Here is a 12,613-nt window from a genome sequence, read left to right as displayed (position 1 = left end):
ATTTAGACTTGTCGGACAGTTATGTTCCTATATTTTATCGAAAGGAGTTACATCATGTCAAGAAAAGGAGAAAATATCTACAAACGTAAAGATGGCCGCTGGGAGGGCCGTTATATCAAAGCCAGGACTCCCCAGGGAAAAGCCGTCTACGGTTCTGTGTATGCTTCCACCTATAATGAGGTGCGCAAGAAAAGAAGCCAGGCAGTGGCAGACCTTGTCACAGACCCTTTGCTACCGGACTGCGTATTGGTGAGATCTGTGCGCTGCAGTGGAAGGACATTTCCCTGACAGAGGGCTTTATCTATGTCCATCAGACCATGCAGCGGCTTCAGACCAATGGTTCCGGCAATACCAAAACCACGGTAAAGATTTCTACTCCCAAAAGCAAATGTTCTATACGGACCATTCCTCTGCCGGAAAGCCTGGGACAGCTGATCTCCAGGGAATTTCCGGACAGGCAGGGGTTTGTGCTGGCCTGCGGAGAGGAGAAATATGTGGAGCCCAGGGTCATGCAGAATTATTTTCGCTATGTGCAGGAGCAGTGTGGTCTGAAGCCCGTGAATTTCCATGCGCTGCGCCATACCTTTGCTACCTGTTGTGTGGAGGTTGGCTTTGATGTAAAAAGCTTAAGTGAGATTCTGGGACATGCCAATGTAAATATTACTATGAACCGTTATGTCCATCCTTCCATGGAGCTGAAGCACCAGAACATGCAGAAGCTCTCCGGCCTTTTTGCCGTCAATTAATTCTGGTCAAAAGCCCCCCGAATTCCCTGTTTATGGGAGTTCCGGGGGCCTTTTTTCGTAGAGTAAAATACTCCACGAATTTTCAGCACATTTTGGACTATATTTTAATAAAAGAAACAGCAGTTTACAGGCTATCTTGTCTGTTCACTACTGTTTCTTCTTTTGTGTATTCTTATTTAATTTTTTCTTTGGTTTATTTCTATTTTTTCTTTACCATGCACCGTTTTCTGAAAAATGAGATTCCATAGCAGAGGATGTGGTCATAGTCTTCCTCATATTCTTTTGTATACATCCGGTCATTGATCTGGTTCAGGGCACGTTCACATTCTGCTTCCATTTTTTCCATTGTCTTTGCATATTTTGCTTCAAAGACCGCCACCCGGCTGTTAACCGGATCGTATACTACAATATCACTTCTGCCCTCTCCATGCTCTTTGTTGGAGTCTACCATATATCCGGCTCCTGTAAAGATTCCCGCCAGGAATGCATGATAAAAATCCTCTCTGTAATCATGGTAGCTGATGGTCCTGCGAAGGAGGGCTGTCATTTCCTTTGTGACAGCTTCACTGTCTCCCTTCCAAACTGCAGCAAATAGATGGTTTCTGTTCCAGGTTTTTGCGCTGTCATCAAACCACCGGATCACTGTTGTCTCAAATATTTCCCTTATCTCTGCATTGGGGATTTGCAATGCTGCAGATCCTGCCGGCAATTCCCGGTTTAGAGTTTCCGGCCGCACCTGTGTCAGGTACCCTGTCAGATACAAAACGCTCCATAGATTATCCTCTGAAGAATGAAGATAGTCATAGGTCAGGTTCTTATCAATCTGCTGGATGATATATCCTCCTTCCATGAGAATTTCCAGCTTTCTGGTAATACTGCCTCCGGCATAGTCAATAAAGGATCGGATAATGGCATTATCACTGGTGTTTTTCCAGTATCCTGCAGGTTTTGCCTGAGGATTATGCTGTAGTTCCAGCACATAATTCATCACATCCCAGGGACAGTATACATCCCAGTCTCCAAAATGATACCCATCGTACCACTGTTTTATAAGTTCTCTCTTATCTGTAATCTCTCCGTCTGCCAGGATCTGGTCCACTTCTCTCTGTACAAATCCAAAATATTCATTAAGCCTGGAATCTGCTATAGTATCTGAAACAAAGTTATTGGTGCCTGTAAAAATGCTCTCCTTTGCAATTTTCATACACCCGGTCACCACTGCAAAGCCAAGTGCCCGGTTGTCCTTAAGAGCCTGCATCAGTCCCTTCATCACATCCAACATTTCTTCGTAGTAACCATTGTTATTGGCTTTTGCCACAGGCACATCATACTCATCCAACAGCAGGAGCACCTTTTTTCCATAGTAGGTCTGCATCATGTCTGTAAGCAATATCAGGCTGTTCTTGATCTCTCCTGCTGTAGCTTTCTGGCTGGCGATCTGCACAAAAGCTGTTTTCTGAAATTCTGAAATTTCCTGGCTTTCCAGCAGATAACGGTGCCTGTTAAACAGATTGGAAATCACCATTGTCAGCATGTCGTAAGCGCTGGAAAAATCCAGTCCGTCTACCTGCCGAAAGGACAGAGATACTGTAGGGCACTGATTCATCCACTGGCTGCACAATTCCTCACTGGATGAAATTTCCAGTCCTGCAAACAGCTCCCGGCTGTTCTTTTTGATATCGAAAAAGTTTTCCAGCATGCTCATTGCCAGTGTTTTGCCGAAACGTCGGGGGCGGGTGATCAGTGTTACCTCTGCTGGTTTTGGATTCAGCAGTTCTTTTACCAGACCGGTTTTATCTATATAGTAGAATCCTTCTCTGCGGATTTTCTCAAAATCGGAAATTCCCACAGGGATGTTCAGGTTCTTCATTCAGACTGCTCCTCTCAAATACATTCATTTCCTGTTGTTTTCATCATACCATGAATCTGCTGTCCACACAAGAATAAGCCTGCCGCTGTTCACATTCAGCCTTTCACCCGAAAATCTCCCTTACCGTTCTGTTTCACTTCATACAGTGCTGCGTCTGCACTTCGGCACAGGGATACAAAGTCTTCGCCCTGGTCTGGGTAGGCAGCGCCGCCGGCGCTGACGGAAAGCTCTGCCACTTCTCCTGTGGACAGGGTCAGCGGGGTAAGCCAGCTCTGGAATTCCTGCATATAGGCATAGGTTTCCTCTTGGGTGGCACCTTTCAGACAGACTACAAATTCATCGCCTCCGTAGCGGCCCAGGATGCTGTCTTCCGGGAAGCACTTTTTCATAGTGCGGGCACAGTGCTTCAGGCACAGATCTCCGTTGCTGTGGCCATAGGTGTCATTGTAGGTTTTGAAGTTGTCGATATCTATAAATATGAAATAACCGGTTGCCTTTTTCTTCAGTTCCTCTTCCACTGCGTTCTGGAGAGCCCGACGGTTCAGAAGTTCTGTAAGAGGGTCTGTGGCAGACAGGCCCATGTAAACCTTTTTGTCCTTTTTCTCCAGCAGCAGGATGGACAGCATATAGATCAGGGTAATGGCTACCAGAATGCATCCGAAGGTTCCTCCCAGCCAGGAGAACTGCTGGGTAATGTCGGAGATGTCTTTGTTTGCCAGCTCTACAATTACGTACCAGCCCGGCATGCTGGTAATGCTCCTGTAGGAGATGGTGGATTCCACACCCCGGATGGTGGCTGAGAACCTGCCGTCTTTTTTGCCGGAGCGCATGTCTCTGACCCACTGGCTGTAGGAATATCCGTCATTATACTGAAAATATCTCTGCTGGAGCAGCAGGTTGTTCCAGCTTCCCTCAAAGTTCTCAGCGCTGGAATTGCTGATACAGGTGACGAAATTCTCAGAGTCTGCCTTCAGCAGGTGGACACTGATCTTATCCCGCAAAAGATCGTATACACCAAACTGTCTCAGATTCTCGATTCTCACAGACACATAAATGGTGTGCAGCCAGGAAGAATCCGGCACAGGGACGAAGATGGTGACGATCATGCTTCCTGTCTCGCTGGACTGGTAGGGATCGGAGTAAAAAAACTCCTCTGCCTCCAGAGCCTGTTTATCCAGCCCCTCCTGGCGGATATCTGCGGCTGCATATTTACTTCCGTAGATTTCCCCCTTCTCTCCGATCAGACCAATGCCGCAGAATACCCTGCTGTCCAGGTTCTCCTCCATACAGGCAAGGATCTGGGCGGGAGTTTTGTCCTCCATTGCCTGGGCTACCTTTACATTGTCCTGGGCATAGTTCTGAAGATATTCCATGGAATCATTCATTTTCTCTGCATAAAGCCCGGTGATCAGTTCCAGGTGTCGGGTGTTGTAGTCCCGGGCCATCCGGCTCAGTTGAAAATAAGCCAGAAGGATGATGAGCAGACAGAGACACAGATATATGGCAAGATATAGCTTTCTTTTTTTGGTGTTCTTTCTTCTATCACTCATTCTGCTCGTTCTCCAAAAGATAATCTCTGTCCACCAGGAGCACTCCGGTATCTATATATTTCTGTTCCGGCTTTTCTCCCCGGATCTGCTGATCCAGAGAAAGCATTCCCTTATATGCCATCTGCTCCTGTTTCTGCAGAAGGGTGATGCCATGATAATCCGGATCCCGGATCAGGCTGGCAGTCTCCTCTGCCAGGTCAAATCCTGCCATTACAATATCCTTTCTGGCTGCTCTCATCAGGACTGCTGCAATGCCCTTGGTGGAGGTGTTGTTACAGCCATACAGCCCCTTGATATGTCTGTTGTTTCTGAGAAGCTCTGACACATCTGCCTGGGCATTCTCCATGTCTCCTCCATTCAGGCGGATGTCCTGGTTGATAGTCCATTTCTCAGGTGCATATTTTGCCCAGTATTCCAGGAAGCCTGAGACACGGTTGACCATGGCCTGGGATGAGTCAGAGGACAGAAGGATTCCCACCTCCAGGGAATCCTGGTCTGTGTTTCCCTGCTCTGAAAGCATGGCCAGCATTTCTCTGGCTGCGATCTGGCCTGCTTCCATATTTCCGGTCATATAGCAGGTGTCGTAGGCGTCACTGTTAATAGAGGAATCGATGAGTACCAGGGAAATATTCTGGTTTTTGATCTCCTGGCAGCTTTCCGCCAGGGCATTGGAATTGGCAGGTGCCAGAAGGATTCCGTCTGCCCCCTGCTGTTGGGCTTTTTCTATAAGGGAAATCTGTCCGGATATATCTGTCTCATTGTTGATGCCACCCAGATATACAGCCTCATCTATCTGTTCTGCTGCCTCTGTAACTCCCTGGATCACCTTTTTCCAGTAATCGCCATTGTAATTTTTCAGAATCACGTATATTTTCTCCTGGCTGCCCGCATTGGCAATGCAGGTGTAATCAACCACCGCAGCTTCATCGGTATCTGCAGCTGCCTGGGTCCCAGTATCCCGTCCTGAATTGCCGGGCAGTGCGCAGCCGCCCACCATTACCATTAATGCAAGCAGTCCTGAGGTCACAGGCAGAAATGCCCTTTTAATTCTTTGGTTTTGTTTCCATTGTTTCTGGTCCATATAAGGTCTCCAACATATGATTGTACTGTTTTACATGTATTAGTATAAAGTATACGCGCAAAATTTCAGCCTTGCAAGTGTATATATTTTCTTTTGTGGGTATTATTTTTTTATGGGTATTATTTAATCGAATCAATCAAGTCCCCTGCTTCAATTGCGAAAAGCAATAAGCAGGGGACTTGATTAATTCGGTTAAAAAACCTCCCGGAGGGAAAGCAGCGGTTGGGGCTGCTGTTTTCCCTTCGGAAGGTTTTTCTGATTCCATAATTGTCTACCGGAAGCTCTTCAGCCAGTTGACCAGGGAATCGTGCCAGATATTGTCTGCCACTGTTTTTCTCATCTGGTCGGTAACAGGACCATTGTTGGCCATTTTTCCCAGGATTGCTGCTTGAAGTTCCTCCACAGTCATTTCTTCCGGGGATTTATTGGAAACTGTTTTTACAGGTTCATTGGGAGCTTCCAGGAAATTTTCTGTATTGTTCTTTTCTGAAGGTGTATTCTCAGGCTGTACTTCTACTGTCTCACAGGTACAGGCAGTTTCTACATCCTCCTGCGCGGTATCAGAATCAGGCGTTACCTCCGTTGTCTCAACAGCAGCCTGACAGCCAGGTTTTTCTTCCTCTGTCTGTACTTTCACCGGTTCATATTCAGCTGCTGCATTTACAGGTACCCAGATTTCTCCGAAATTGCCGCGGACTGTTACATTGATCCGTCCATCCTGGACTTTGACATGCTGTCCTGTAAGTGTTCCTACATATTCAGAAGTATTTCCGGCAGGTACATTCATGGAGGCATCATTGTCATCATTATTTACAGTGACGATCACAGAGACACCATCCAGGTTTCTGGCAAAGGCATACTGGCGGTTGGTAAGCTGAAGCTCTGTGTAGCTGCCATAGCTTAATGCCGGTGTCTGCTGTCTGATTTTTCCAAGGGCAGCGATCAGTGCAGTACAGGGATTCTTCTCTACTGCATCTGCATAATCTGCCAGGTTCAGTGCCGGACGCAGGCTGGCATCGGAAAACTGCTCCTTGCGGCCCTCAATGGCAAATTCTGAGCCATAATAAATGCTGGGGATCCCCGGCAGTGTATACAGAAGGATATGCACCGGAGCAAAGTGGGCTTTGTTTGTCAGCTTTGTGTGGATTCTCTCTACATCATGGTTGTCTACAAAATTGTAGAGATCCAGATTTCCCATATTCAGCAGATATTTCACTGTATGGGCAATCTCAAAATAGTTGTGGTCATTGTGTCCGCTGTACAAGGCCTTGTGCAGGGCATAGTTGGTTACACTGTGCAGGGTTTCCCCATTGACCCAACGGCTGTAATCCCCGTGGATCACCTCTCCCATAAGCCAGAAATCTGCTTTGACCTCAGAGGCTGTCCTGCGCAGTGCTTTCATAAAATCAAAGTCCAGTACATCTGCTGCATCCAGACGGATTCCGTCCACATCAAACTCAGATACCCAGAAACGGATTACATCACAGATATAGTTCTGTACCTCCGGATTTCTCTGGTTTAATTTTGCCAGAAGGTTGTACCCTCCCCAGTTCTCATAGGAAAATCCATCATTATATTCCGTATTTCCGCAGAAATTCACATTGCAGTACCAGTTCACATATCTGGAATTCTCCCTGTTCTGCTGTATATCTTTGAATGCAAAGAAATCACGTCCTGTATGATTGAACACACCGTCAAAGATCACCCGGATTCCCTTCTCATGACAGGCAGCCACAAAATTCTTCAGGTCTTCATTGGTTCCCAGTCTGGAATCCAGCTTCCTGTAATCGGTAGTCTCATAGCCATGTCCCACACTCTCAAATAAAGGACCGATGTAGAGTGCCGTGCACCCGATTTCCTTAATATGGTCGATCCAGGGAAGTAAGGTATTCAGTCGATGGACAGGAGTGCCATAGTCGTTCTCCTTGGGCGCTCCGGTCAGTCCCAGTGGATAAATATGATAAAAGATTGCCTCGTTATACCAGCTCATATATTTTACACCTCTGTTTTTATATTTGCGATGATCCCGGACAGTTCAAGAATGCCTGTCAGACAGTAACGCATCTGTTATTTATAATAGCAGATTATCTGTCAAAATTCTACCCTAAAAAATTTCATATATCATGAAGCGTATTACTATATTTCAGGAATACACAAATTTCTCCGGTCGTGCTATAATGGTGGGGAAGGTTTACTTTGGAGGAAATGATTATGAGACATATAGATGAATTGCAGATTGCAGGCACAGCGGTTCTGCTGTGTGTGGCCATGTTTGGAGTTTCGGCAGTTGCGCCAAAGGACAGTAAGGTGTCCAAGGGTGTGACCACCTTTACAGAAGCTCCGGAAACAGCTGCCGAGGCGGAAGCGCAGGCCCAGGCTGAGGCAGAAGAAAATGGCTTTCCTATTTATACTCAGGAGAGTAATTATGATGATTCCGGCAGCACTGACTGGGATTATGACAGCGGATCCTACGAGGAGGATCCGGGAAATAATAATGATAGCCAGGATAGTTCCGGAGATGGTTCTGCAGATGGCTCCGGGGATGGTTCTGCAGACCAGGATTCTTCCGATAACGGAGATGGCTCTGATAGCAGTGACAGTTCTGATAGCAATGATAATTCTGATACTACCGATAATACCGGTGACGGGGATCAGATTGATTACTCGGATGAGTCCACGGATACCTCAGGGGATGACACCTCTGAAGATTTCTCCTACCAGGATACTGCCCCTTCTGATCCGGGTCAGGAATAAGTTTCTGGTACATGTCCGTCAGGGGATTCTAATACTAATCAGAATCCCTCCTGGCGGCGTACTTTCCACAGATTGGCCCGTTTTTTCGCTGCTTCAAATTCGATCTGCTGGGTAACTCCCTCAATGATCAGTCCCGGTACTTCTACCGGATGTTGTTTCTCATCTGTACCCACCATAGTGAAATATGCACGGTTGATCATGGTACGGGTTCCGCCCAGATCCTCTCTGTAGGTATCAATCCGCACTTCCATGGAGGATCGTCCTACATGTGTGAGACGCCCGATCAGTACGATGGTGTCATTTACCTGGGCTCCGGCTTTGAAATACATATTGTCTACTGCTACTGTCACTACGTTCATCTCTGCGTGGCGTTTGGCTACAATACCTGCAGTCTCATCGATCCAGGCCAGCAGCTGTCCGCCGAAAAGATAACCTGCTGCATTGAGACATTTAGGCATAAGTAAGTGGGATTGTTCGGTCAACGAGTCCTCAACCCGTTTCATTTTACGTTCTGACATATTGATTTTTTGCACTCCTTTGTGTTATACAAATACATTTTAATACGTAATTACTTTATTTATATATCTGCCATTTGGCACATTAATTATATATACACTGACAGGTATTTTCAACCGAATTTCACGAAACCTGTAAATTATCTTTGCCGAATAACTGCTCCGCAGTTTATCAGAAGGAGTTTGCACTCCTCCTGATACAATCAAGTCCCCCACTGTTTGTTGCTTTTCGCAGTTGAAGCAGGGGACTTACTTGATTCGGTTAAAATTGTATTCAAAAAAATACAATCGTTCTATTGCCTTTCTCACTGCGTTACGGTAAAATGTTAGATTAAGAATATGTACATATATGAGGAGAGATATTATGGAAAAGCATGAAATGATGAGTCTGGAAGATTCCAGGCAGCTTAGGGACAAGATGAGATTCTTTGAGCATGAGCTTTTAGGAAATCATCATATTGATCCTAATTTATATGTAGAATACGATGTAAAAAGAGGTCTGCGTGATTCTGCAGGTAAGGGTGTTCTTACCGGTCTGACTGAAATTTCTGATGTAAATGGTTATAAGCTGGTCAATGGACGCCGGATTCCTGCAGACGGACAGCTTTTTTACCAGGGCATCAATGTACAGGATATTATCAATGGTCTGAACGGCAGACGTTACGGCTTTGAAGAGGTTATTTATCTGCTGATCTTCGGCAAGCTTCCCAACAGGGATGAGCTGGCCAGATTTTTCGATGTTATGGGAAACATGGAGGAGCTGGGCGGTCGTTTTGTCCGTGACGTGGTTATGAAGGGTACCAATGCCAATATTATGAATGCCATGCAGCGCTGTGTACTGGCCCTGTACACCTATGATGACAATCCGGAGGATATTTCTCCTGAAAATGTACTGCGTCAGTCTCTGGAGCTGATTGCCAAGCTTCCTGAGATTGCTGTTTATTCCTATCATGCATACCGCCATTTCCGTAAGGATGAGACTCTGTTTATCCGCAATCCACAGAGAGGTCTTTCCCTGGCTGAGAATATTCTGCTGATGCTGCGTCCGAATGGCCAGTATACAGAGCTGGAGGCTAAGGTTCTGGATATTGCACTGATTCTCCATGCTGAGCATGGCGGTGGTAATAACTCCACCTTTACTACTCATGTGGTAACCTCCTCAGGTACGGATACCTACTCTTCCACTGCTGCTTCCATTGGCTCCCTGAAGGGTCCCCGTCACGGTGGTGCCAACCTGAAGGTCCAGAATATGTTTGCTGACCTGAAGGCTCACGTACAGGACTGGGAGAATGAGGATGAGCTGGCTGATTATCTCCAGAAGATTCTGAATAAAGAAGCCTTTGACCGTGCAGGACTGATCTATGGTATGGGTCATGCGGTCTATACTCTCTCTGACCCCCGTGAAGTGATCCTGAAGCGTTTTGCCAAGGCTTTGGCTGAGGAAAAGGGCATGACTGAGGAGTTCGAGCTTTACAACAGAGTTGAGGGGCTGGCAGGCAAACTTATTATGGAACACAGAAAGATATTTAAAAATGTGTGCGCAAACGTAGACTTCTACAGTGGCTTTGTTTACAGTATGCTGGGAATCCCTCAGGAGCTGTTTACACCAATTTTTGCCATTGCACGTATGCCTGGCTGGAGTGCCCACAGACTTGAGGAGCTTATAAGCGCCAACAAGATCATCCGTCCTGCTTATAAATATGTAGGAGAACATACGGACTTTATACCATTTGAGGAAAGATAAGTACTCTCTTCCAGACCTGGGAATTAGAGCGTATTTGAAAAATCATCACACAATCTGTAGAAAAAAGACTTATATTATATAAGAAAGCGGTCTGATTTTACTCATTATAAAAGAGATAAATGCAAACAATTATAAGCATAAACATGTTTATAATGTGTTTGCATTTATTGTTTTGTAAAGGTATAATTTAGAAAACTAATGTGCCGACAAGTTGATTCTTATAACAAGCTTGCACGATTAATTCTCTTGTTTTAAGGCAGATTCTTTTATCTATTTGATTTTATACAGGAGGGACATTATGAGTAAAGAACAGATTGCAGTTGCAGAATTAATTTTTAATATTATTCTGGGCAAGACAGGTAGCGGGCGTGTAAATTATTTTCCTCAGAAACAGGACTTTCCTTTTGATGCCCCTTATGAGCAGCCCTTTGAGCGGACGACTCCGGAGAGCCAGGGAATTTCCTCTGAGTATCTTACAGCCCTGATCCGGGAACTGTATCATGCAGAGGGCACGGAAATGCATCACTTCATGGCTCTCCGCCACGGAAAGGTAATCTGCGAATGTAATTTTGCACCTTATCCCAAAGGCATGTGGCACATTACCCATTCTATGTGTAAGAGCATCACCGGAATGGCTGTGGGACTGCTGATTGAGGAAGGGAAGCTTCGCCTGGATGAAAATATTTATGATATTTTTCCTGATAAGGTCAATTCCCTGCTGAAAATTTTCCGGCCTGTGATCACAGTGGAAAATCTCCTGACTATGTCCAGTGGGATCACCTTTAATGAATCCGGTATTGTATCCGGAAATGACTGGGTAGCCAGCTATCTGAATTCTACAGTAAACGGAACTACCGGCCAGATTTTTCAGTACAACAGCATGAACACCTATATGCTGTCTGCTATTGTCACAAAGCGCACAGGGGAAACCTTGGCCGAATATCTGAAGCCACGGCTTTTTCAGCCTCTGGGAATTACAAAATATTTCTGGGAAACCTGTCCTGCCGGGATCACAAAGGGCGGCTGGGGGCTTTTCCTCTGTGCAGAGGATATGGCCAAGCTTGGACAGCTTTATCTCCAGAAGGGGAAATGGAAGGGAGAACAGATCATTCCGGAAAGCTGGGTAGAGGCTTCCACCCAAAAGCGTTGGGAAACTCCTGATGATACCTATGGTTATGGTTACCAGCTGTGGATGGAGCAACGGCCCGGAAGTTTCGAATTCAACGGAATGCTGGGTCAGAATGTGGTAATCTATCCGGATATGGATATGGTCCTGGTGACGAATGCAGGAAATAATGAATTATTCCAGGACTGCATTATGCTAAATATTATCCGGAAATATTTTCCGCCGGAATATGCTCCTGCTGATACTCTTCCTGAGAACCCGGCTGCTGCCCTGCTGCTGAAGCGGTTGTGCGGAGAACTGGAGCAGGGAATGGAGCTGACCCGCCCTATTCTGCGTGGGGGCTGGAAAAAACGTCAGCTGCGCAGAAATAACAGCTGTTGTGAAAAATCCCACTCTCCTGCTTTCTTCGAAAAATTCAGACAGGAGCTTCATGGCCGAGCCTATGAAATACGCCAGCAAAGCATTGGCCTGTTTCCGCTGTTTATGCAGGTCTTCCATAATAATATGACAGAGGGCATCCGAAAGATTTCTTTCTCCTGTGAATCTGGGATTTTCTCTGTGTCCTTTCTGGAAGGGAAAGAAATTCATACTCTGCCTGTAGGCTTCCGCCAGGCTGCCCTGGGTACAGTTTCCATGCACGGAGAAAATTATCTTGTACGCACACTGGGAGAATTTACCAGAAATGAAAACCAGATTCCTGTACTGAAGCTGGAGATCACCTTTGTAGAGGAATGCGCGAAACGACTTTTGTCTGTGTTTTTCCACAGCGAGAAGGAAATCGAGCTTCGGTGGAAAGAAACTCCAGGCAAAGGAATGATCCTGGAAGGGCTGAGCTCCATCACTGAAGAGCTGGCTGCCAAGCTGCCCAACAGCACTCTCCTGGGCGAAAACGCCAGAGACCTGGCAATCAGGCTCATGGAACAGACTATTGAGCCGGTTTGTTGGGGAGATTTGGAGATGAAGGATGAGGGGAATGTGCAGAGAGATGATGTTATTGCTGAAAAATAATGGAGAATTTGGAAGCGTTATTGTGTGATATAGGAAATTTATAGGAACAGAAAAATACATTAAATATATGTATTCAAAAAATATCGCCTCTTTTCATGTAAGTGAAATAGAGGCGATATTGATTTTGTCGAGGGTGTAAAAATTCTTGTGTCTATGGAAAGTAAATCTTTCTGATAAGAAATAGATATGTAAAATTTTGCTGTCGAATTAATGATTATG

Annotated in this window: 10 protein-coding genes; 5 read left to right on the top strand and 5 right to left on the bottom strand. The window is 45.7% G+C overall.

Annotated elements, in window-relative coordinates:
• The first annotated feature begins 54 nt into the window (after positions 1–54).
• Together ACTNDS_RS15770 and ACTNDS_RS15765 are read left to right on the top strand one after the other, a co-directional pair.
• On the top strand, positions 55–288 hold the full coding sequence (locus ACTNDS_RS15770) for a hypothetical protein (RefSeq protein ID WP_441036740.1): 234 nt from the start codon (positions 55–57) through the stop codon (positions 286–288).
• Positions 240–746 (top strand): site-specific integrase, encoded by a 507-nt coding sequence (locus tag ACTNDS_RS15765; RefSeq protein ID WP_441036762.1) that lies wholly within the window; start codon positions 240–242, stop codon positions 744–746. Before ACTNDS_RS15770 ends, ACTNDS_RS15765 begins: the two co-directional genes overlap by 49 nt.
• Before the next feature lie 199 nt (positions 747–945).
• Here ACTNDS_RS15765 and ACTNDS_RS15760 read toward each other — a convergent pair whose 3' ends face one another.
• From ACTNDS_RS15760 to ACTNDS_RS15745, 4 genes are all read right to left on the bottom strand, one after another.
• Positions 946–2,616 carry an AAA family ATPase gene (locus tag ACTNDS_RS15760; RefSeq protein ID WP_441036739.1) on the bottom strand — a complete coding sequence of 557 codons (1,671 nt, stop codon included), beginning with the start codon at positions 2,614–2,616 and terminating at the stop codon, positions 946–948.
• Positions 2,617–2,711: 95 nt separating this feature from the next.
• Entirely contained in the window at positions 2,712–4,166 is a 1,455-nt protein-coding gene (locus ACTNDS_RS15755) for a sensor domain-containing diguanylate cyclase (protein WP_441036738.1), read from the bottom strand.
• Complete coding sequence (locus ACTNDS_RS15750) at positions 4,159–5,247, bottom strand: substrate-binding domain-containing protein (protein WP_441036737.1); 1,089 nt, start codon at positions 5,245–5,247, stop codon at positions 4,159–4,161. The genes ACTNDS_RS15755 and ACTNDS_RS15750 overlap by 8 nt, the downstream gene beginning before the upstream one ends.
• Positions 5,248–5,518: 271 nt before the next feature.
• Complete coding sequence (locus ACTNDS_RS15745; protein WP_441036736.1) at positions 5,519–7,237, bottom strand: alpha-amylase family glycosyl hydrolase; 1,719 nt, start codon at positions 7,235–7,237, stop codon at positions 5,519–5,521.
• Positions 7,238–7,458: 221 nt separating this feature from the next.
• On the opposite strand from ACTNDS_RS15745, the gene ACTNDS_RS15740 reads away from it, so the two are divergent.
• Positions 7,459–8,001 carry a hypothetical protein gene (locus tag ACTNDS_RS15740; protein ID WP_441036735.1) on the top strand — a complete coding sequence of 181 codons (543 nt, stop codon included), beginning with the start codon at positions 7,459–7,461 and terminating at the stop codon, positions 7,999–8,001.
• Positions 8,002–8,039: 38 nt separating this feature from the next.
• On the opposite strand, the gene ACTNDS_RS15735 is transcribed toward ACTNDS_RS15740, so the two are convergent.
• Positions 8,040–8,519, bottom strand: coding sequence for an acyl-CoA thioesterase (locus tag ACTNDS_RS15735; protein ID WP_173742500.1), 480 nt, complete (start codon positions 8,517–8,519; stop codon positions 8,040–8,042).
• Positions 8,520–8,880: 361 nt separating this feature from the next.
• On the opposite strand from ACTNDS_RS15735, the gene ACTNDS_RS15730 reads away from it, so the two are divergent.
• Together ACTNDS_RS15730 and ACTNDS_RS15725 are read left to right on the top strand one after the other, a co-directional pair.
• Positions 8,881–10,260 carry a citrate/2-methylcitrate synthase gene (locus ACTNDS_RS15730; protein ID WP_441036734.1) on the top strand — a complete coding sequence of 460 codons (1,380 nt, stop codon included), beginning with the start codon at positions 8,881–8,883 and terminating at the stop codon, positions 10,258–10,260.
• 298 nt (positions 10,261–10,558) lie between these two features.
• Complete coding sequence (locus ACTNDS_RS15725; protein WP_441036733.1) at positions 10,559–12,394, top strand: serine hydrolase domain-containing protein; 1,836 nt, start codon at positions 10,559–10,561, stop codon at positions 12,392–12,394.
• Positions 12,395–12,613: the final 219 nt, after the last annotated feature.

The organism is Blautia sp. HCP3S3_C12, assembly GCF_052064155.1.
Taxonomy (GTDB): Bacteria; Bacillota; Clostridia; order Lachnospirales; family Lachnospiraceae; genus Blautia_A.
The sequence above is the reverse complement of the archived record's forward strand: the minus strand, read 5'-3'. Positions and strand labels throughout refer to the sequence as shown.

Coding starts and splice junctions, on each gene's coding strand:
- ACTNDS_RS15770 (WP_441036740.1), top strand. CDS start 55: ATGTCAAGAAAAGGAGAAAATATCTACAAACGTAAAGATGGCCGCTGG.
- ACTNDS_RS15760 (WP_441036739.1), bottom strand. CDS start 2,616: ATGAAGAACCTGAACATCCCTGTGGGAATTTCCGATTTTGAGAAAATC.
- ACTNDS_RS15755 (WP_441036738.1), bottom strand. CDS start 4,166: ATGAGTGATAGAAGAAAGAACACCAAAAAAAGAAAGCTATATCTTGCC.
- ACTNDS_RS15750 (WP_441036737.1), bottom strand. CDS start 5,247: ATGGACCAGAAACAATGGAAACAAAACCAAAGAATTAAAAGGGCATTT.
- ACTNDS_RS15745 (WP_441036736.1), bottom strand. CDS start 7,237: ATGAGCTGGTATAACGAGGCAATCTTTTATCATATTTATCCACTGGGA.
- ACTNDS_RS15740 (WP_441036735.1), top strand. CDS start 7,459: ATGAGACATATAGATGAATTGCAGATTGCAGGCACAGCGGTTCTGCTG.
- ACTNDS_RS15735 (WP_173742500.1), bottom strand. CDS start 8,519: ATGTCAGAACGTAAAATGAAACGGGTTGAGGACTCGTTGACCGAACAA.
- ACTNDS_RS15730 (WP_441036734.1), top strand. CDS start 8,881: ATGGAAAAGCATGAAATGATGAGTCTGGAAGATTCCAGGCAGCTTAGG.
- ACTNDS_RS15725 (WP_441036733.1), top strand. CDS start 10,559: ATGAGTAAAGAACAGATTGCAGTTGCAGAATTAATTTTTAATATTATT.